General features: G+C 42.8%; 18 protein-coding genes and 1 other annotated feature. Of the genes, 4 read left to right on the top strand and 14 right to left on the bottom strand.

Annotated features, from left to right (window positions below):
• The first annotated feature begins 11 nt into the window (after window positions 1-11).
• Window positions 12-1,451 carry a response regulator gene (locus R50345_RS17185; RefSeq protein WP_042128543.1) on the top strand — a complete coding sequence of 480 codons (1,440 nt, stop codon included), beginning with the start codon at window positions 12-14 and terminating at the stop codon, window positions 1,449-1,451.
• Window positions 1,438-3,216, top strand: a complete 1,779-nt coding sequence (locus tag R50345_RS17190) for a cache domain-containing sensor histidine kinase (RefSeq protein ID WP_042128544.1) — start codon at window positions 1,438-1,440, stop codon at window positions 3,214-3,216. Before R50345_RS17185 ends, R50345_RS17190 begins: the two co-directional genes overlap by 14 nt.
• Window positions 3,217-3,289: 73 nt before the next feature.
• Here the strand turns inward: R50345_RS17190 and R50345_RS17195 are convergent, their stop codons facing one another.
• The 5 genes from R50345_RS17195 to R50345_RS17215 all read right to left on the bottom strand — a co-directional run bounded on the left by R50345_RS17195 (window position 3,290) and on the right by R50345_RS17215 (window position 7,888).
• Window positions 3,290-4,687, bottom strand: a complete 1,398-nt coding sequence (locus R50345_RS17195) for a sulfatase family protein (protein ID WP_042128546.1) — start codon at window positions 4,685-4,687, stop codon at window positions 3,290-3,292.
• 106 nt (window positions 4,688-4,793) lie between these two features.
• Window positions 4,794-5,627, bottom strand: coding sequence for a helix-turn-helix domain-containing protein (locus R50345_RS17200; protein WP_042128548.1), 834 nt, complete (start codon window positions 5,625-5,627; stop codon window positions 4,794-4,796).
• Window positions 5,628-5,666: 39 nt separating this feature from the next.
• On the bottom strand, window positions 5,667-6,644 hold the full coding sequence (locus R50345_RS17205; protein ID WP_081389819.1) for a formylglycine-generating enzyme family protein: 978 nt from the start codon (window positions 6,642-6,644) through the stop codon (window positions 5,667-5,669).
• Window positions 6,645-6,680: 36 nt separating this feature from the next.
• On the bottom strand, window positions 6,681-7,214 hold the full coding sequence (locus R50345_RS17210) for a chromate transporter (protein WP_042128550.1): 534 nt from the start codon (window positions 7,212-7,214) through the stop codon (window positions 6,681-6,683).
• An 11-nt stretch (window positions 7,215-7,225) separates the two neighbouring features.
• Window positions 7,226-7,888 (bottom strand): chromate transporter, encoded by a 663-nt coding sequence (locus R50345_RS17215; protein ID WP_231573797.1) that lies wholly within the window; start codon window positions 7,886-7,888, stop codon window positions 7,226-7,228.
• Window positions 7,889-8,074: 186 nt separating this feature from the next.
• Here R50345_RS17215 and R50345_RS17220 point away from each other — a divergent pair, with 186 nt between their 5' ends.
• Window positions 8,075-9,274: an ROK family protein gene (locus R50345_RS17220; RefSeq protein ID WP_042128551.1), complete on the top strand. Its 1,200-nt coding sequence runs from the start codon at window positions 8,075-8,077 to the stop codon at window positions 9,272-9,274.
• A 64-nt stretch (window positions 9,275-9,338) separates the two neighbouring features.
• On the opposite strand, the gene R50345_RS17225 is transcribed toward R50345_RS17220, so the two are convergent.
• The 3 genes from R50345_RS17225 to tyrS all read right to left on the bottom strand — a co-directional run bounded on the left by R50345_RS17225 (window position 9,339) and on the right by tyrS (window position 12,574).
• Complete coding sequence (locus R50345_RS17225; RefSeq protein WP_042128553.1) at window positions 9,339-10,583, bottom strand: anaerobic sulfatase maturase; 1,245 nt, start codon at window positions 10,581-10,583, stop codon at window positions 9,339-9,341.
• A gap of 213 nt (window positions 10,584-10,796) precedes the next feature.
• On the bottom strand, window positions 10,797-11,084 hold the full coding sequence (locus tag R50345_RS17230; RefSeq protein WP_042128555.1) for a hypothetical protein: 288 nt from the start codon (window positions 11,082-11,084) through the stop codon (window positions 10,797-10,799).
• A 230-nt stretch (window positions 11,085-11,314) separates the two neighbouring features.
• Entirely contained in the window at window positions 11,315-12,574 is a 1,260-nt protein-coding gene (gene tyrS / locus R50345_RS17235; protein ID WP_042128557.1) for a tyrosine--tRNA ligase, read from the bottom strand.
• 100 nt (window positions 12,575-12,674) lie between these two features.
• Window positions 12,675-12,904 (bottom strand) — a binding site (T-box leader).
• A 152-nt stretch (window positions 12,905-13,056) separates the two neighbouring features.
• Here tyrS and R50345_RS17240 point away from each other — a divergent pair.
• Window positions 13,057-13,503 carry an Lrp/AsnC family transcriptional regulator gene (locus tag R50345_RS17240; RefSeq protein WP_042128559.1) on the top strand — a complete coding sequence of 149 codons (447 nt, stop codon included), beginning with the start codon at window positions 13,057-13,059 and terminating at the stop codon, window positions 13,501-13,503.
• A gap of 83 nt (window positions 13,504-13,586) precedes the next feature.
• On the opposite strand, the gene R50345_RS17245 is transcribed toward R50345_RS17240, so the two are convergent.
• The 6 genes from R50345_RS17245 to R50345_RS17270 form a co-directional block, all read right to left on the bottom strand.
• The gene (locus R50345_RS17245) at window positions 13,587-15,137 is read right to left on the bottom strand and encodes an acetamidase/formamidase family protein (RefSeq protein ID WP_052414636.1); all 1,551 of its coding nucleotides are present in this window, start codon (window positions 15,135-15,137) and stop codon (window positions 13,587-13,589) included.
• A gap of 278 nt (window positions 15,138-15,415) precedes the next feature.
• Window positions 15,416-16,225, bottom strand: a complete 810-nt coding sequence (locus R50345_RS17250; RefSeq protein ID WP_042128561.1) for a DNA alkylation repair protein — start codon at window positions 16,223-16,225, stop codon at window positions 15,416-15,418.
• 109 nt (window positions 16,226-16,334) lie between these two features.
• Window positions 16,335-17,018 carry a Crp/Fnr family transcriptional regulator gene (locus R50345_RS17255; protein WP_042128564.1) on the bottom strand — a complete coding sequence of 228 codons (684 nt, stop codon included), beginning with the start codon at window positions 17,016-17,018 and terminating at the stop codon, window positions 16,335-16,337.
• An 84-nt stretch (window positions 17,019-17,102) separates the two neighbouring features.
• A complete protein-coding gene (locus tag R50345_RS17260; protein WP_042128566.1) occupies window positions 17,103-18,158 on the bottom strand; it encodes an LLM class flavin-dependent oxidoreductase in 1,056 nt (351 codons plus the stop codon).
• A 331-nt stretch (window positions 18,159-18,489) separates the two neighbouring features.
• The gene (locus tag R50345_RS17265; RefSeq protein ID WP_052414637.1) at window positions 18,490-19,608 is read right to left on the bottom strand and encodes an acyltransferase family protein; all 1,119 of its coding nucleotides are present in this window, start codon (window positions 19,606-19,608) and stop codon (window positions 18,490-18,492) included.
• A gap of 27 nt (window positions 19,609-19,635) precedes the next feature.
• The gene (locus tag R50345_RS17270) at window positions 19,636-20,580 is read right to left on the bottom strand and encodes an NAD-dependent epimerase/dehydratase family protein (protein WP_042128568.1); all 945 of its coding nucleotides are present in this window, start codon (window positions 20,578-20,580) and stop codon (window positions 19,636-19,638) included.
• Between the last annotated feature and the right edge of the window lie 56 nt (window positions 20,581-20,636).

Raw genomic sequence — 20,636 nt, forward strand, 5'->3', positions numbered from 1 at the left:
GGGATTCACTTATGCGTTCAGTGATTATTGCAGATGATGAGAAGTGGATTGTAGAAGGAATTAAAGCAGGAGTGAATTGGAAGAAATACGGCTTTGAAGTGATCGACGATGCCGAAAACGGGCAAGAAGCCCTTCAATTAATTCAATCGCTTCGCCCCACCCTTGTTCTAACAGATATTAAGATGCCTGTAATGAATGGATTAGAGCTCATACAACGTGGCAAGGCTGTTGCGCCCGATACCATCTTTATCGTACTCAGCGGACATGCAGAGTTCGCTTATGCTCAGAAAGCGATGAATTATGGCACTTTCGGATACTGCCTGAAACCTTTTGAAATCGAAGAAATTGAAGGCATGCTTAACCGAATAGCCCAGCAACACGAATCGAAGGCAGTTAAAGAAAATCCTGTCCACGTCTTCGAACTGTATGAAGCGGTTTGTTCCGGAGATCTTGAACGGATTAGCTTATGGTTGGATGAGAAGAGAATACCTTTGTCAATCGATACGCCTCATATCCCTATTGTTATCCAAGGATTAAGTTCACCAGTAGAAGTCGGGCAGTTCTCTTCCCTGGTCTTCCCGATGAGCCGCCGTCGGTATGGCTATTTGTTAGAAGAGGGCCAATACGAAGTTTTCCTCCGGGGTCTTGAACAAACTGAGGTTGTACAAGAGTGCGGAGTCGGGATCGGTCCTCCTATTTCGGATATACACCAATTGGATGCGGCTTTAGAATCCGCTTCTCACGCTGCATTCAGTATGTTCGCGACGGGAATGCCTGGATGTTATCATGTGAATCAGCAACAAGAATGGCTGATCGACGAGAAGCTTAAAGAGATTTCCCGGATTATTCATAGTAAAGACCGGCTCGGATTTATAGCAGCCATGGAATCGATAAAGAAGTTATTCAAAGAGGGAACGTTCACCATTAAAGAAGCCTATTTGCTCTACACCTCGATCCTGTACTTATTTCCTCGGGAAGGGACTCGGGTTAACGGTCGTTTTTTTGAGGGGTATGAACAGCTCTATTATCGCTACGGCACGGCTGAAGCCATGATCGATGATCTGATTCTTATGACGCTTGATATTTTTATGAACAGAAACGAAACTGATATTTCACGAATTTCCAATAGCAAAGTCAAAGAAATTATGTTATATATCCGCAACCATTTTAATCAAGAAATTTCCATCCAGCATTTAGCCAATCAGTTTTTTTTAAGTCCAAATTACTTATGCCAATTATTCAAAAAAGAGGTCGGCGAGACCATCATCGAACATATTAGTCGTTTACGGATTGAATACGCTTGTAAAATGCTGGTTGAAACCGATCTTTCCATATACCAAATCGGTGAGAAATGCGGTTTCCAGGATTATTTCTACTTCACACGGATTTTTAAGCGGCATATCAAAATGACACCAACGCAATATAGGGAAGAAAACAATGAAGACATTTAAGCGACTCTCCATCCGTACTCAGGTTCTGTTATTCGGGCTGTTTATCGTTGCCATTATCCCAATCATCGTCTCAAAGGTTTATCAATTATCAAGCGAGACTATCATCAATCAGAATACGCAATATAATACAGAACTAGTTTCCCTCCTTAAGCAACGGATTTCTGCCAACTATGCCAACGTTTCATCTATGATGATGAATGTAGGGTACGACTCCACCGTCCAAAAGTTTCTCGTTGAGAATGATAAGCTCCGGGAGTACGACCTCTCACAAAAGGTAGAGGGACTATTGAGTATCGCCCGAAATATGAATACGGATATCCTGGATATTATTGTTATCGGACCTTCAAACACTCGTATTTCATTAGCGGGAAGAACGAAATATGCTGTTGATCTTATGAAGACTGCCGGGGAGGATGGAATCGTACATTATCGCGGATACAGTCCTCCTGACAAGGTTATCGACAAGAGAAAGTTACTATTCGGGATGAACATCTTCGCTTCAGGTGACACGTCTTTATATGGAGAAAAAATCGGCTATATCGCAGTTATTGTAGATATGAAAGCCATTCAAACAGAAATTTCAGAGTACCCTCGTTTGGTTGGAACCAGTTTTTTTATGATGGATGATAAAGGGATGATCTACTCTAATAGTGATGAGCCGGAAGATATGCTCCAGCAGTTTCAAAATCGGGCAACGGGAAGTGACGGAGAGTCCATCGTAGAAACAGTCAACGGAAAAAAATATGCTATTCAATCCTTTCGCCTGCCTGAGATCTCTGGAAAAATCATTACCGCCGTTCCTGTCCATAATTTAATGAAGGAACTGGAGAAATTAAAGAAGGTCAGCTACGCTTTTCTGGCATTAATCTTGTTGGTCGTTTCTATTCCCTACTCTGTGCTCATGATGAATCTCTTAAGACCATTATCTAGGCTTATGCGTTATATGAATCAATTAAAGGGCGGAAGTCTGGGAATATTAAACAATAAGGTGGATTTAAAGGGCTACGCTGAGATTGAAATCATCTCTAGACAGTTCAACGATATGACAACACGGATTCATGATTTGACGGACCAATTAATCGATGCGTCCACTCAGCTTTACCAGACTGATCTGGAAAAGCAACGAGCCGAATACTCGTATTTGCAAAGTCAAATTAATCCCCATTTCTTAAGCAATACTTTAGATACAATCAAAGGCGTTGCAATCGTAAAAGGAAATCGGGATATCTTCGAGATGACTACCGCCCTAAGCACAATGCTCAAGTACAGTATCAAAGGTAAAGCGGAGGTAACTCTTGGAGAGGAACTGAAGATCGCAGAATCTTGTGTAAGGATATATCAAGGCCGTTTCCCGGACAAATTCACATACAAGCTGTTCTGTCCACAGGAATGGTTACATATTCCCGTACCAAAAATGATCCTTCAACCCATTGTCGAAAATGCACTTGGTCATGGGCTTGAGGCTCAAGGTCAGGGCATCTTGCTGATCACAGTAGAGAAAAGTGCAGCGGGACTGCTTGAAATCGCTGTAGAAGATAATGGTGTAGGCATCGACCCTGCAAGATTGGAACAACTAACCGAGTTGCTGGCTGGTAAGAACATAGAATCCGGTGATCATATCGGGCTCCTAAACGTCAACAACCGTCTAAATCTAAAGTACGGTGATCCTTGTGGAGTTCTGCTGTTCAGTAAGGCAGGCAGTGGGACGAAGACCGTTTTGAGGCTTCCCGGATCTTTGATAGATCAACAAGAAGCCAGAACATAAATATGGAGGTTGCCCCTAGATGGGCAACCTCCATTTCATATGTTTTTAGTTCGCCGCTTTCACTAGGTTATCGCTAAGCATCCTGTGAAGATATGTTCACATACTCTTTCGCATGATAGGGTCCGCCTTCTTTAAGTACCGTCCATAATGGATCAATATCACAATCCATGGAACCCATCATGTTGTCATGCCATTCATTCAATAGATAGACGGCATTCATACAGATGTCTTTACGCACTTCAGCGAGATTATGTTGTTCGTAAGGATCGTCCTTCAAATCAAACAACATTTCTTTCGGGAATCCATGGTGTCCGTCATGATAGGTTCGTATATATAACCAATCCGCAAATCGGACGCTGCGTTGGCACACATGTGCACATTGTGAGATTACGAGATAGTCACGCCCTCCCAAATGTCCCTCCAGAATGGCACCTGCATAACTTTCTCCATCCCATGAAGGAGCCTTTTTCAAATTCAAAAGGCTTGCTAATGTGGGTCCAAGATCAAGGTGATAATGTAGCCCATCCTCCACGATTCCCTTCTTGCCCCCTGGCCAGCGAACTATCATCGGAATGCGGCAAGTCGCCTGATCTGCCGTGCTGTGCTCAGAGTAAATCCCTAACTCACCCAGGCTCTCACCGTGATCCGCAGAGATTATGATAGCCGTATCTTCCATCACGCCAAGTGCGCTCAGCTTGGAGAAGACTTTTCCGAGATGCTCATCCAGATACTTGACTCCAGCATCATAGTTGTCGAAGATAACACGGAGGTCCTCATGATTCACTATTTCCTGATTATGCCTGAAATGCTGATAATAATGCGATTTAGCGAGCGCATTCATATCTTCTATACTGTGCTGCCCTTTCTTATTTCGGTGAAGCTCAAACACATCTTCAGTGATCCAATCGGGTAAGGGCTCCTTCTCAAACGGATTACCGTAGCTCTCAGGTGTACGATAAGGCGTATGAGGATCCCAGAAATTCAGGTGCAGAAACCAATTTTCGGACTCCCCGTTATCCTCAAGCCATTTAAGTGCCACTGGAAGCACCTGCTCTGCCGTCTCATGCCCCCTTCCACCAACATTGAACACTTCTTGAAATCCGGCATTAAAGGTCCAGGCCGAGTGCCGTTCGGCGAAGGTGCTGATCGATGCGGTTTTCATGGCCGCTTGCCTTAATATAGCGGGAAGACTCTCCATTCCTAGTCGATCATTGAATTCACGTTTGGGCCCTTCTCTACGCATATCAGCAGCGGTTCCCCCATGTCCTACAATTCCATTATGAATGCCAAATCTCCCTGACATTAAAGCGGACCGAGACGGCAGACACGGAGCATCTGAACAATAATAGTTGGTAAAGGTAACCCCTTCTTTAGCGATTAAATCGATATTCGGGGAGGTATTCCGAGGATAGCCATAACATCCCAGATGGTCCGGGCGAAGCGAATCCAAATCCAAATATAAGATTCTCATGAGTATTTTCCCTACCTTTCCTGTTGCTCGAATGATTACGTTCGATTCGGGCAGCTTAGAATGATCTGCTCATGCTTATAAGAGTAAATGAATATGGAACACTCCGCTATGGAGTGGCGATGTTTGTTTTTGTAAATTCGATACTTTTTCGGTGCTCAGCCGGACCCTTGCCGTATTCGCCACGAAATACCTTGCTGAAGTGCGAGGCATCATAATAACCACATCTTTGGGAGATATGCTCGATGGTATAATTTGTATATTCCAACATTTGTTTAGCTTGCTGCAGCCGCAATTTTCGAAGCATTTGCATAGGTGTCAGTTTATATATTTTCTGAAATGCCCGGCTAAAATAAACCGGATTCATATGATAGAGCTTGGAAAGCTCCTCTCTACTAATCTCCTGATCAAGTCTCTCCTCCATATATTGCAACGCCTCGTTAAAGCGGTCCGTGACATAGGGGTCTCGAGATGAGCGGCGCCCGCCAAGCTTGGTGCTCTCCATAACTTCATAAAGGAGAAAAAATGCCAATGAACCGACCTGAACATTTCTGAAATCCTCTTCCTCCTGCAGCCACAAGCTTCGCAGCTCGTCAAACCTTCGCTCATATTCGCTTCGATCCCGGACCCGAATCACCTTGCCTAGAGGGAATAACTTAAAGAAATCATCTCCGTCTTTAACTTTAGCGTTAATATTAAACAGATAATGTACACCATCCGTTTTGGAGATCACATTAAAAGGTTCATTAGGACGGTGGATCATCACGTCTCCAGCAGAAGCAACATAATCACCCTCGGAGGATGTCGTCAATACCTCACCTTTTTGGATATAAGAGACGGTATAACAAGACTGGACGTAATCGAATAAGACCCGCTTCTGATATTGAATTTTTATGACGTCCAGCACGGTGATCTCAAACTGACTATGAATGATAGAGGACAAAGAAGTTCCTCCTTCTAATGTAGTAGTCTTTATGTATTCTCAACCTGTAAAATCAGCCGCACATCGAAAGCCAATATTCCCTGCTGAGCTGTCTGGTGTATTTTTGCTTCTGGCTGCCACCCGATAACGGTTACAATAAGATTTATGGCACAAATACGATCCTCCTCGCATCGACCTTGCTACACCGCTTACCGGGCCTCTCGGATTCACAGATTCGGAAGACAAATGATAGTCCGGCGTAAACCAATCCTCGCACCATTCCCACGCATTTCCTGACATATTATAAAGACCATATCCGTTAGGTTGATAGGACTTCACCGGTGCCGTACCTGCATAACCGTCGCTGGCATGATTTTTATCGGGGAACTTTCCTTGCCAAATATTGCAGCGATGCTCTCCACCCGGTTTTAATTCGTCACCCCAAGGATAACGTTTCTGAACCAGACCTCCTCTTGCGGCATACTCCCACTCCGCTTCCGTAGGAAGACGTTTGCCGGCCCAGCGACAATACGCATCCGCATCATTCCATGATATATGAATTGCAGGATGATCAAGGCGTTCGTCTACATGCGAATCCGGGCCTTCCGGATGGCTCCAATCCGCTCCGTCTACCACCCACCACCAGGGGGTTTGAGTCGCCACTTGGGTTACCTTTTCCCCTGTCTCTTTGGAAACAAAAGAATGAAACACGTAAGACCATCCAAAACGTTCCGCATCTGTAACGTAGTTTGTTTCCTTGATAAATAAAGCAAACTGTTTATTCGTAACTGCCGTTGCATCGATCAAAAAGGTAGATAAGGTAACATTCCTTGCTGGCCCTTCTCCATCTGCCGGAAAACCTTCTTTGTCATCCGTCCCCATAAGAAAAGTACCTCCTGGAATAAGGATCATGTCCGATAAATCTTTATCCTCTTCTAGTCCTTGGACCGTTGTGTACTCCTTACAAATATCGACGGACCCTTGTTTCTCAATTTGATTTCTACTAGCTGAACAGCAAGCCCGTATATTCTCTGACATGTACTTACCTCCAATCTGGGATTGTCGCGGCTCTATCTAAAAAAAGGCTACACCAACAATACCAGAGGCAACAATAATGGTGAGCGGATGCAGCTTATATTTCATTAAACCATAAAGTGCAGCGAATACAATGATCAACGTACCAATGGTCTGCCAACTAATAAAAGCATGTTCCACGCTATTTAAGCCAAACCGAATCGCAGCATAAGCAATCAAGCCTGTAATCACTGGACGTAAACCATAGAATAACGTTTTAATCCATTGACTGTCTCTCACCCGATAAAAGAAGATGGAAATAACAATGATGATGATTAATGAAGGTAGAACCATGCCTAATGTGGATACAATCGCTCCTTCAATTCCAGCTACACGATATCCAATCAAGGTGGCACTGTTAGTTGCAACAGGGCCTGGTGACATCCCTGCGATGGAAACTACCTCTTGAAATTCCCTTTCGGATAACCAGCCGCCAGCCATAGCTTCATGCTGAATCATCGGAATGATGGCGTACCCTCCACCAAAGGAGAGCAGTCCAATTTTAATAAAAATAAAAAATAAATTCCAAATCACATCGCATCCCCCTAGATGTAATACTCCGGATAATTCGACTCTTCATCAGAATCATTCAAGGACTCCTTCTCCGTCCGAACCTGCAGCCCTAAGAGCTGTTTGATTGGTAAATAGACAAACCCGATAATTAATCCAATTGCGATCACGTAAATGGGATTGATTCCGAAAACTAATAAAACGACCGGTATAACTATCGCTGTAACAGCTGTAGTCTTGTCAAATATAGCGTTCTTGGCCATTCGATATGCAGCTACTAGGATCAAGGCAATAACAGCACCATGAATCCCCTTCATAGCGGCAATAACTTTTGGTTGATCGGCCAGTTGTGAGTATACAGCACTAAGCAAACAAACAATGATAAAGGTTGGAATCGTAATCCCTGCGATTGCAGCAATTGCACCTTTCACACCAGCAAGACGATAACCAATGAATGCCGCTGCATTTACACCTACACCACCTGGCGCAGCGCCAGCTAGAGATAGAATTTCATCCATCTCCTCTTCACCCAACCATTTCCGTTTAGCGGAAATTTCCCGTTCGATCATGGGGATCATTGCATAACCGCCCCCAAAAGTTACGGGACCGATTCGAACAAATACCCAAAACAACTGGAACAGTAAACTTACCCTGAGGTCTGTATTCGTCATCACATTTGTTTTCATAGTTGTTCTCATGAACTCCACCCTTATATATTCTGTAGTAATTTCATTATAACACTTTTTCCCAAAATGGAATTAAGTTTTTTGAACGGTAAAATACAATCTATGGTTTATGAGTTATACTATATTAATGTTAATAAATACAAACTTTATTAAAAACGATCTTACTAGTTCATCCTATATATAGCTTGGAGGTATATCGTGGAAAAGCGCTCGACACACATTCCATCCCCAAAGAAACTCCTATATGACCGAATCGCCGAACAAGGTACTGTTTCCAAGTTGGACCTTCTACAAACATTTTCACTGACCAAAAGCACAATGACTCGAATATTGGATGAAATGACGGAGGAAGGCTTGCTGATAGAATGCGGATTTGGGGAATCTAGCGGAGGAAGAAGACCTATTTTATACCAGATCAATCCTTCCTACGGTTACATTATCGGTTTAGAGATTTCCAGATTGTATTCTTCGCTTGGTTTATTTGATATGCAAATGAACCCAAAATCAATTGTTCATTGGAGAATGGATCAGGCATTCACACCTGAAAGATTTTTGGATCATGTAAGTAATCAAATACGCGCTTTCCTCAGGGATCATCAGTTAGTGGACAGTCAAATCATAGGGATAGGAATAGGGGCTGTGGGGCCACTTGACCGCGAAAATGGCTTGATCCTAAAACCGCTACACTTCCCTTCTCCAGGCTGGAACAATCTTCCGATTTGCAAGCTGGTAAAGGAACGGACAGGCTTCAAAGCTTTCTTGGACAACGGTGCCAATTCCGCACTGCTTGGGGAACGATGGTCAATTCGTCATACTAATATTCAACATATGCTTTATGTACATGCTGGAGCAGGACTCCGCTATGCGATGATGTCGCATGGAAGTATTGTTCATGGCACAATGGATATGGAAGATGCAATTGGTCAAATGATCATTCAGACTGACGGCCCCCGATTAAATAATGATGGGAACTACGGAGCTCTGGAAGCATTTGTATCCGTCCAGGCGCTGGAACAAAGTGCACGCTCGGAGGCGAGCATGGACAATGACCTGATCCTCCAAAGATATAAAGTTTCGCCAGAGAAGCTGACTTATGATGTTCTTGTACAAGCCTTTAGAGATGGTAATCCACACGCACGTGAATTATTTACGCAAGCCGCCATTCACTTCGGTATTGGCCTCGCTAATGTCATCAATTTATTTCATCCTGAGACCATCATTCTAGGTGGTGCGCTCATCCACTCTCACGATTTGTTCTTCCAAACGGCAGTGGAGGTAGCCCAGAGAAACACTTATCGTTATCCTGAATACCAACCTCAATTTTCTCTAGGTACATTAAAAGAAGAAGCTGTGGTGACCGGTGCGGCTATAATGGTGAGAAATCACATGGTTCTCTAGCAACATAAAAAGGCCGTCCCACAACCATTTGCATGATTGTTGGGATGGCCTTTTTGAATCTGACCTATAATGGCTGACAGCAATTTTTGAATTTTTTCCCGCTTCCGCAGAGACATGGTTCATTTCGACCCGGAAGTGATTTTGCATTTTTCCTGAACTCCATCAGCTGCTCCGATCTAAGTCGGTTCGCAAGCATCATCATGCGTTCATAAGTATGTGAATAGAACATTTTGTAGCTGTGGCAAAAATAATCAACCTCATTACGATCCTTAACATCAAGCCAATTTCGGTTGCGCGGGCATCCCCCATTGCAAAAGCTAAGGTACTCACACTTATGACATGATTCTTTCATATCGGGCTTCATTAACAAAAAGTCATCATATACTGGGCTGGCAAGCAGCACTTCTAGATCGGTTTGGCTGATATTTCCTAACCTGTGCTCTTCATCGATAAAGAAATCGCAAGGGTAGGCATCCCCGTTCGTTTCAAGTACCATCATCTTCGGACAACATGAGTTGTGAACGCATAACTCCGGCTCACGATTCATGAGTACAAGAAGCATATTCTCGAAAATGCGAATGGGAAGCTCTGGATACCCCTCGTTGTACCACAAGTCAAATGTACGGCATAAAAACACTCCGTATTGTTCAGGTGTAATTCGGAAGCGTCCATGCATATCACTATTTTGTGAAACAAAATCCATGCAAGGGATAAACTGAATATAAGGAAATTTATGTTCTTGGTAAAATGACATCAACTCATCTGGTCTCGTCACGTTATCCTCATGAATCACCGTCAAAATGCTATACTCCACACCCTCATTCTGTAAATGACGAATTCCACGCATAACTAAATCATAACTTCCTTTTCCCGATCCCGTTATACGATGAGAATCATGAATAGGCTCAGGACCGTCCAGACTTATCCCGACCAAAAAGTTATACCGTTTAAAAAATTTCGCCCATTTCTCATTAATAAGCGTTCCGTTGGTCTGCAGCGCATTACTTATCATCGTATGAGGTGGAGCGTACTTCGCCTGCAGTGAAATCACTTGTTCAAAATACGGAAGTCCGGCTAATAGCGGCTCCCCTCCCTGCCAAGAAAAAGTCGCTATCCCTGAAGATCTACTCATGTACTGAGCGATAAACCGCTCTAAAAGATTCGTATCCATCACTCGGATCGGTTGATGAGGATGTCCTCCTGCTTTGCTGTAATAGCAATAATCACAGGCTAAATTACAATCCTCTGAGACGGTTTTCCACATGACATGAAGCGTCTCAGGCTTCGAGGTCTGTATGTATGTTGTCATACGATTTTGCCACTCCTATGTATTTTTTGTTAAAGCGCTTACTTATTGCTTCAATTAAATCATAGGTACGTATGTCAACGATGAGCAAAACATCATAGTTTGTCGAATATCCGGAGATAAAAAAACTGCACTCCCTATTGTCTGTTGAGACAAAGTAATGGAGGTGCAGTTTCTTTGAGGATGAGTCTAACGGTAGTTAGACACTACGTCTTATTAATTACGAACGTATTCTTTATTTGCTGTTTCCAACATTGATTTCCAATCCGCAAACTTCGTCTCCCTCACCACATGACGATCAAAAAGTTCATCAGGTATGTCATCAACATCTTCTTCTGACTTTACTTGAAAGTTCCCTTTGATTAGAAACTCATCGAAGCTCTTGCAATTGGAATACTTACTCATAAACGCTTCATTAAACAACTTCTCAAAAGAGATGTGATTGGGATCTTCTTGATTCATTTTCTGACCTTGTAGCTCATTCATCAATTCTTCCATGGTCATTGGTTTTTGTCTTCTCAAATTACCACTCCTAATTTTCCAATATGGTTTCAGACTATCATGTTAATCCATAAATCACACGAATCCTAAGCTTAACATAATTTTCACTATTTTACCTTTCGATTTTCAATTTAATACGTCGAAAAAAAGTCCCTAATCACAGAATGAGAATATCAATCCTAACAAAAAGCCTCCCTTATACATATAAGGAAGGCTTTTTCGCACTATTTCCTCTAGGACAATTTCACCAAGCTGTAGTTTTTCTTCCCTTTACGGATAATGATAAACCGGCCACCGATAGCTTCGCTAGCTGTAACTTCAAGTCCAACATCGCTAACTTTCTCACCATTCATGGAGATTGCTCCTTTGGTGATATCCTCACGCGCTTGACGCTTGGATGGCTCAATACCGAGATCAACTAGCCATTCCACGATATTCTTGGATTCCAAAGTCGTTTCGTAAGTCGGCATTTCCTTGAAGCCTTGCTCGATCTCATCAGCAGTTAGGGACTTGATATCTCCACTGAACAAAGCAGCAGTAATGCGTTTAGCTTGCTCTAGTAATTCTTCACCATGCACGAATCTTGTCATTTCTTCGGCAAGTGTTTTTTGCGCTTCACGTTTATGCGGTTCGGTCTGTACTTTTTCAGCAAGCGCATCAATTTGCTCTTTAGACAGGAATGTAAAGTACTTCAAGTATTTCACAACATCACGGTCATCAGTGTTCGCCCAGAACTGGTAGAACTCAAATGCCGTCGTTTTGTTCGGATCCAGCCAAATGGCTCCCCCAGCTGATTTACCGAATTTCGTACCATCGGCTTTCAACATCAGTGGGATAGTAAGTCCAAATGCTACAGCCTCAGAGCCTTCTTTTCTACGGATTAAATCCAGACCGCTTGTAATGTTCCCCCACTGATCCGAGCCACCAATTTGCAGCTGCACATCTTCATGTTTGTATAGATGCAGGTAATCTAGAGATTGCAGGATTTGGTAGGAGAATTCTGTAAAGGAAATTCCGCTGTCCAATCTGCTCGCTACAACATCCTTGGCAAGCATCGAATTGATGCTGAAGTTCTTCCCGTAGTCACGCAAAAATTCGATAACATTGATTTTATGCGTCCAATCGTAGTTGTTGACCATGCGGATTTGATTATCGCCATCGGTCACGAACAGTTTTTTCATCTGAGCAGTAAGTGCATCAACATTCGCTTGCACTTGCTCCAATGTTTGCAAAGAGCGCTCGGACTGGCGTCCACTTGGATCACCGATCGTACCAGTAGCACCACCAATTAGAATTACTGGGCGGTGTCCCGCAAGTTGGAATCTCTTGAGTACCATGAACGGAATCAAGTGGCCAATATGCATACTGTCACCCGTTGGATCTACACCGCAGTACACTGAAACGGATTTCTGGTTGGTCAATTCTTTAAGCCCTTCGGCATCGGTTTGTTGATTGATGGCATCGCGCCATTCTAGTTCGTCGATAATATTCATTGCCTAACACCCCTTAAATTAGTAGATAACCTATTGATGAAGTGAAACATATAAACCCTTATATTTAAAAAACAAAAAATCGCCCCTTGTCTATTGTAGACATAGGGACGATTGAATAACCGTGTTACCACCCAGATTGCATCAATGAAACATTAAGCTAAAGCACAGCATTGATGCCACTCGTGACGAGATATCGTTCGCCATTCCGCTCGGGGTTAGCCGAGATACTCCAAAGTGTAATTCGTACTCTTAGTGTGTACCGGGTTTCATCAACCCCCGGCTTTCTGGAACAGGGACTAAGCTACTACTGGGCTTCTTCAACGTATATCGTTTATAAGATTACAGCCAGTATAGAGAAATAATTCTTCAATGTCAACTATCTTAAGCTGAGAATCCTAAGACACACTCCTGCTGTGATGCACTACTAGGCATTTCCATCTTTTTTCTGTTACAATTACGGAAAAAGAGGTGAACGAATCCGCATGCTTGATCCTATCGATAATCATATTTTGCAGCGGCTGGCCCAAAACAGCAGAATATCCTATACTGATCTGGCTAAAGAAGTTAATTTATCCAGTGTAGCGGTAAAAGACCGTATTGATCGGCTCGTCAACCAAGGAATCATTGAGCAATTTTCTATTGTCATTAGCGCGGAGAAGCTTGGCAAGAAAATTTCCGCTTATCTGGAACTTGAAGTAGAGCCTGCTCATTTAAATCATATTGTCGAAGTCCTGAAAGAAAACGAACGCGTTGCAGTACTTTATGAAATGACTGGTCCTTGCATTCTTCACATCCATATTCTGGTTGAGAATCTTGAAGAGATGGAACGGTTTATGCATGAATCAATCTACTGTCTGGATGGTCTAGTACGTGTAGAAAACCAAATTTTATTAAAGCGCCACAAAAATCAGGATGGTCTAAATATATAAAAAAAGAACCGGCTAAATAAGACGGTTCTTTTTCTTAAATGGATACTGAAGGATATAATCGAATAATTGCTAATTAATTCACTCTACTCTGTTTTAGATAGCTTAGCTTTATAAAAATTCGCAAAATATTCGCTGACCTCAATCTTCTCTTTTACAACTTCTATTGGAGCAACGAGCTTAACGATTTCACCATTGTACACTCCTGTCGTCGCCCCGACTTTCATCTCAAGCACATTGTTATTGTAGCTTATAGTAACTGTCTGAGTAGTCGGTTTCCAACTCACCTTCGCACCAAAACCTTCAAAGCTGCTACGTAATCCCACAGCCTTACGCTCCGAATCACCGAATTGACCTTTATCGATCAAAGCATGCACTCCCCAGTTTCCATCCACTACTTGTGTGATTCCGAAATCCGTTGACACAGACATCAGGGAGTACGCTTCATCCTCGCTCAAATTCATTCCGTCCATTAAAAAATCTTTTGTTTTATGAGCAGCATCTTTCATCGCTTTGTCGATGGATGAGTTTTTAAAGATATCTTTTTGTGCACTAGCTCCAAGTGCCTCCAAATAATTCGCGTAACTGAACCCATGTACGACCCATTCATTCTCGTTCTCTAGTAATGGGAAACTTAATCCATTCAGTTTTTTGTTAAGCGTCGCTTTTTTATGAAGAACGACTTGAATATCACCCGTCACGGATGTCTCGATAGCAGTTCCGTTAATTTCGGCATCCCCTTGCCCCGCATGCGGATCACCAATCGACAGTAGCGCCCCTGGTACAGATACAGGATAATACATCGTTGCACCTTCAGTAATACGCCAATCATCTACGTTGCCACCATTGTAAGAAGGGGGTACTGAATCTACGATGTCCGCTTCTTTAGGTGCAACACCCATTGTACCGAAGTGTAGACGTACCGGAATTTTCACACCTTTCAATACATCAAAGTTCTTATCAATCGTATTATGGTCTACAATTACGCCTGGGTAGTCGATTGTCGGGTGCACTTGACCATCCGGATCAGTCTGAACAGTCCATTTATAATTATAAACAGCTGTTGCATAATCTGTTCCACCCTCTGTATCCATCTCATAGATGGTGACCACTTCACGTTTTTTCGGCTCCTCCACCATATCTCCGTACAGATAACCCCAGTTCGCCGCGGCATTCACGCCATAGGTTTTGCCAGCGTATTTGTCATTGCCATTAGGTCTTAGCTTCATGTCCAGAATTTTCACTTCCAGAACATCCCCTGGTTCAGCACCTTCTACAGCAATAGGTCCCGTCATAATATGTACGCCTGGCCCGCGAAGCGCTTCGTTCTTCTCCCCCTTTATCCAGTGAAAAATATCTTCGACTCCCGCATCCCCCTTAATCATTCGATCGTAATCATCACCGGAATGATGGGTAATGGCTTCAACCGTTACAATATCACCTGATTGTACCGTTAAAGCTGGATCACCCTTACCGATATTCCCCCACCGAACAGTCTCAGAATTTGCCTTCAGCACATGCGTTATCGGTGTATTCTGACCTTTATTTGTGTCAGCATACATAACATTAAATGATGTTCCCGCTAGTAAAACCGCTGATAAAATAACACTGGTTTTGCGAAAAGTTTGTTTTTTCATAATTTTATCCTCCTCAGCTTATTTTAATGTTAGTTTATATAACATTTTGTGTTTTTGAGTATAACAGATGATTTAAGGATTAACAATATAAATATTTTCTCTATTTTTACTTTAAATAATAAATCGCAATGATTATGTACCTTTAATAATCCAAGCCAACACCTTTGAGACTGCTCGTTTGATATTCTTGCCTTCCCCTTTTTTAGCAATAAAAAACGCCTTCACTTATGAACAAAGTGACGACGTTTTATCTCAATTAAAAGTGAACCTTTTTTTCATTATTGATTAGTAATACTTCTTGTAGCCCGGGTTACGATCCGTTTCGTTGCCTTTGTATCTGAGGACATCAACCAATTCTCACTAAGCTGCAGCACCCAATCCGGATTGCTTTTACTCGCATCGTTCAACCAATTACTTACAGAATCCTGAACGTATTTCACTGAATCTGACTTCAGTGGTTCTAATAGCGGAAGTGCAATTACCGGGTCCTCTTTAAGCGCAGTAATATGCTTCGCCCACACACCATGCGGCCGCGTCAATTCGATCGCATATCTCCTTATATTCGGATCTTGATCATGAACCCAGCGCTCTAATAACTTAATAGATTCGTGCAACTCTGTAATTACTGATTCCCTTAAAGCCATCCATGAAATCTCGCGTACCCCAAAATGATCATCCGCTGCAAAAGGACGGATAGCCGTTAGCTTTTGCGATAAACTTAAAGATTGATTTAGACCTATCATATAGGCAGCCCAACAGCGGACACTATCGGAAAGATGCTGCGCTAAAGCTGTGAATAAAGAGGATTGTTCCCGCTCAGATTTACTCTCTAATACCTGTTGTAACTCACGCGCAATGGCTGGTATCAGCTTCATGATTCTCTTTTCGGATAAATCGCTCAGCCTTTGCAAAATAGGGTTGGATTCCTGTCCAAAACCTAGCTCGTCCATCACTTTTTCCAGCAGCACAAGATGATCCACAGCAAGCCATTCCGTTAAATTTACAGTCTGTAATTGTCCTTTATGTAACAGTTCAACAACCTCAGTCGGAATATCGCTAACTTTTCGAGCTCCCTTCCTATGCTCCATAGAAATCGTCCCTTCATCTATGATTTGAAAGCTTAAATCACCTTCATGTCATATTTAGGATACCGTTATTTCTAAAAATAAAGCTGTAATCTCGTTTACATCTCGATTGCTATGTTATATTTCTTTCCAAAATCTTGTCTCGATGAACATAGATAGTTCTGAACCCTGTCTGAATCACCTCAGCTTTCACCAATTCTTGCAGCGCTACCGTAACCGCTTCTCTGCTCGCACCAATCAAATTAGCGATTTCTTGATGTGACAGCGGAACATCAATTCTGAATAAATTATCCTCATTCTTAACTCCTAACTGATCAGAAAGCTTTAAGAGAACGCACAATATTTTATCATGGAGATTTCCGATGGCTAGATTTTGCGATAACTGACTCATACTTTTTATTCGATCACTCAACACTTGCATTAACGACATCAAGAATCTAGGTCGAGTAGCTACGAATTCTTCAAATCTTACAGAATCAATTGTACAGATATGACACTCTTCCATTGCTTCAATGTAATGATCTCTGGTTCCAAACGAAATCACATTCATTTCACCAAAAACATTACCCTCACTCAGAATATCCGACGTAAACTGCTTCCCGTCTGAATTCAAGCGGTATAAGCGAACCTTTCCTTTTTTCACAAAAAATAATCCCTCAGAAAAGGTTGTCGGTGTTTGGATATATGTATTTTTCGGGACTACTGTTATGCGAGTTAACTCTTCCATTTCTATTAAATCTTCGAGCGCTAACGATTGAAGCAAATTAAATTGAGATAAATAATGAATAGTCTCCATTGCCCCTCCTGTGTCTTAAAACGTTATTCATTTCTTTAGTATACCTTACAAAAAAAGCCGCGTCCTAAGGACGCAGCTTACTCATTAACGATTACTTGCTTCCCAGCGCGCGATTTCTTCACGAACACGAGGGGCTACTTCCGTTCCCAACAGTCTAATGGCTTGCATAACATCCTCATGAGGCATCGTACCGTGGGGCACATGTAAAAAGAATCGCGTAATCCCCACCTCCTTGCGAAGATGAATGATTTTGTTAGCAACAGTTTCTGGATCACCTACGTACAGAGCACCGTCAAAGCTGCAAGCTGCATCATAATCGGAACGATGGTATGGAGGTGTCCCTTTTTCCTTCGCCCGCACATTGGTCCGAGCATGCGTTGAAGGGAAAAACTTCTCCAACGCTAATTCATTAGTCTCTGCAATAAACCCGTGAGAGTGTGAGGCAATAGGCAAGCTTGAGATATCGTACCCGGCTTCAGCCGCAGCTGTCTTGTAAAGCCGCACATGTGACGCGTAATCAAGCGGTTTAACATTCCCAATAATCGCTAAAACAAAAGGTAATCCTAAGGATCCTGTGCGGATTGCAGACTCTGGACTTCCGGCACTCCCAATCCAAATCGGCAGCGGATCTTGAACCGGTCGCGGGTAAATTCCCAGATTGTTTATGGCTGCGCGATGTTTGCCGCTCCAGGTTACTTTTTCTGACTTTTGAATAGCTAGTAGCAATTCCAGCTTCTCATTGAACAGCTCTTCATAATCCTTCAGATCGTAACCGAATAAAGGAAAGGACTCTGTAAACGAACCACGGCCGATCATAATTTCCGCACGTCCGTTTGATATCCCGTCCAGCGTTGCAAAGTCTTGAAATACACGAACAGGATCTGCTGAAGACAATATCATTACCGCACTGGTCAATCGAATTTTCGAAGTCATCGATGCAGCCGCAGCTAACACAACTGCAGGTGATGAAGCCGCATAATCAGAACGATGATGCTCTCCCACTCCATATACATCTAGCCCCACCTCTTCGGCAAGTACAATTTCCTCCACTACTTCACGTAGTCGCTCTGCATGACTTATTGTCTCACCCGTATGGGCATCGGGGGTTGTCTCAACAAATGTGCTAACTCCAAGTTCCACTTTTCATTTCCTCCTAATGTCTGCGCGCCCGCATTTTTCTCTGGATGTAATTGGTTAAATATTCATGATTTCTATGAATCAAGAAACCCATTATAATAGGATTCCCCAATAATTCCAACTATTTTAGATCCCCTCGATTATAGATCGGACAGTGGAGCCGTTATTTTAATGATTTTGTCCATCATCCGAAGTGGCAAGGCAATACTCGAGCTGGATGCAGCACATAATTAAACTGGGACTAAGCTACTAATTTGATGCATCGGCGATTTACCAAGAAAAAATAAAAGACCACTAAGCACCTGAAAACGGCAAGTAGTGGTCAATTTTTAAGCTAGTTTATGTTTCCAATACTCGAGCTTATGGGCTTATCCAGCGGTTTCGGAGGTTTTCTTTGATTGATTCCAATCCCGATTCGACCGAATACAAAGGCTCCGCCAGGAATGCGATTTGCTAGGTTCATGATGATCGCTGAGCCAACCACGCACCCGATAAATTGTAACAGAACACTGAATAGACCAAGATTTTGCAACCCGAATGAAGAAGGAAGCTTAACAAACAAAGCCAACAGCAACGGGTGAAGCAAATATATACCAAAGGAGTATCTACTGCTCCACTCTAGCACGCGCGGCACCTTTTTCAATGAAGAAGCTACTGTAAAGAGTAGTAGAATCATACTCATAGCGAAAAGTAACATATCAATTCTCTTGGAGCTATGCGCCGTAATCCAGCCTTGTCCGTTCACAAACAGCACAAGTGCCCCAGTTATAACCGGAAGCATGAAGACAGCTACTCGAAACTGTTTTAATTTTTCCCGGAACCAACTCTCATTTCGCCCCAAGTAATAAGCCACAGTAAAGTAGAATATCCACCCCGGAGAGAAAATCCAATACAATTTATCCCAAATATATTGAGCAGCTACCGTATCTGCGGGTTTGGTAAAATTGAAGAATCCTAAGTACACTACGTTTATAACGAATGAGGCAATCAGTATGGAGCGTGGAGTAAACTTTTTGGCATGCTTTTGAAATAAGAGGAACAAGGCGTAAAACTGAAAAATAATGAGGATAAAGTAGCCATGAAAATCACCAAGCAACAAATGACGCCAAAGGAAATACCAAAAAGCTTGAAGAAGCGGAATCCCCTCACTGCTTGCCATATCCACTCCTTTTAACCCGGCGTACAAAGCCCCGAAAAAAAAGTAGGGAAGTAATATATACTTGATTCGTTTCTCCCAAAATCTCGCGGGTATTCCCTCAGGGTAAGCAAAAGACAATACGAATTGAGAGATAAATACGAATACCGGTGTGCCAAACGTAAGCAACAGACCCACCGACTCCACCCAAGGTGTATTTCCATCATCATAGACACGATATAAAGCATGTAGTAGCGCAATACTCAAGCAGGCTATACTACGCAGAACAAACATTTCAGAATTCAATTTTCGTTCCATGGGGATGACCCCTTTCAATATTTGCGTTTAATGGTCCACAGCACTGCCTACAGTCAATCGGGCTGCAATCGTCTTTTTGAGTCCTTGGTGAAGGTCATGGTTAGGAGACCAGGACATCAACTCATTTGCTTTCCTATTGTTCAAGTAGCTATGAAGAATATCTCCCGGCCGTGCCTGTTCATAAATCGTTTGGGATTCGCGACCTGTAATGCCGCCTATCATCTCCACAATCGTATTAATAGAGGTAGCCACTCCACAGCTAATATTTATGATTTGATTATCCACTCTGTCATTTGAACGAGCCGCATCTACAAACGCCTGTGCCACATCCTCAACAAAGACAAAATCTCTGGTTTGTTCCCCATCCCCATAGATCACAAGCTCCTTGCCTTGCTTCATGCGATCCAGAAAAATTGAAACGACGCCCGCTTCCCCATGTGAGCTTTGCCGGGGTCCATAAACATTCGCAAGACGGAGAATGGTATACTTCAGCCCATGCATGCTGGCAAACATTCGAATGTAGGACTCAGGGACACTTTTGGATACGCCATAGCAGGACTCAGGATTTAAGGGATGGCTCTCATCAATGCTCAAATATTCAGGGTTACCATATACAGCAGCCGACGAAGCGTACACGATCTTTTCAACCTGATGGGCCTCACACACCCGCAGTACATTTAGTGTGCCAACAATATTCACATTCGCATCAAACAATGGATTGCGCTGTGATTCTCTTACGTCGATCTGTGCAGCCAGATGAATGACCGCATCCGGTTTCTCTCGGCTAAAAACTTCACCCAATGTCTCATCTCGAATATCGTACGGATACAGAAGTGCAGAAGGGTTTCTATAGAACGAGCCGGACGCACCCGATAAATTATCCACTATTACAGTTTCAACACCCTCACTTATGAGCCGATCAACAACATGTGACCCAATAAAACCAAGCCCCCCGGTTACTAAAACCTTCAAATAAAAAACTCCTTTCGCCCTGTAAGGTGCTCTTTGTACCGTGCATCAGTAGAAAA

This window comes from Paenibacillus sp. FSL R5-0345, from assembly GCF_000758585.1.
Lineage (GTDB): Bacteria > Bacillota > Bacilli > Paenibacillales > Paenibacillaceae > Paenibacillus_AQ.

Excerpts from the sequence above, each read along its gene's own strand:
- R50345_RS17245 (WP_052414636.1), bottom strand. The coding sequence starts at position 15,137 with ATGAAAAAACAAACTTTTCGCAAAACCAGTGTTATTTTATCAGCGGTT.
- R50345_RS17190 (WP_042128544.1), top strand. The coding sequence starts at position 1,438 with ATGAAGACATTTAAGCGACTCTCCATCCGTACTCAGGTTCTGTTATTC.
- R50345_RS17230 (WP_042128555.1), bottom strand. The coding sequence starts at position 11,084 with ATGACCATGGAAGAATTGATGAATGAGCTACAAGGTCAGAAAATGAAT.
- R50345_RS17205 (WP_081389819.1), bottom strand. The coding sequence starts at position 6,644 with ATGTCAGAGAATATACGGGCTTGCTGTTCAGCTAGTAGAAATCAAATT.
- R50345_RS17195 (WP_042128546.1), bottom strand. The coding sequence starts at position 4,687 with ATGAGAATCTTATATTTGGATTTGGATTCGCTTCGCCCGGACCATCTG.
- R50345_RS17250 (WP_042128561.1), bottom strand. The coding sequence starts at position 16,225 with ATGGAGCATAGGAAGGGAGCTCGAAAAGTTAGCGATATTCCGACTGAG.
- R50345_RS17265 (WP_052414637.1), bottom strand. The coding sequence starts at position 19,608 with ATGGAACGAAAATTGAATTCTGAAATGTTTGTTCTGCGTAGTATAGCC.
- tyrS (WP_042128557.1), bottom strand. The coding sequence starts at position 12,574 with ATGAATATTATCGACGAACTAGAATGGCGCGATGCCATCAATCAACAA.
- R50345_RS17225 (WP_042128553.1), bottom strand. The coding sequence starts at position 10,583 with ATGACAACATACATACAGACCTCGAAGCCTGAGACGCTTCATGTCATG.
- R50345_RS17240 (WP_042128559.1), top strand. The coding sequence starts at position 13,057 with ATGCTTGATCCTATCGATAATCATATTTTGCAGCGGCTGGCCCAAAAC.
- R50345_RS17255 (WP_042128564.1), bottom strand. The coding sequence starts at position 17,018 with ATGGAGACTATTCATTATTTATCTCAATTTAATTTGCTTCAATCGTTA.
- R50345_RS17215 (WP_231573797.1), bottom strand. The coding sequence starts at position 7,888 with ATGAGAACAACTATGAAAACAAATGTGATGACGAATACAGACCTCAGG.
- R50345_RS17185 (WP_042128543.1), top strand. The coding sequence starts at position 12 with ATGCGTTCAGTGATTATTGCAGATGATGAGAAGTGGATTGTAGAAGGA.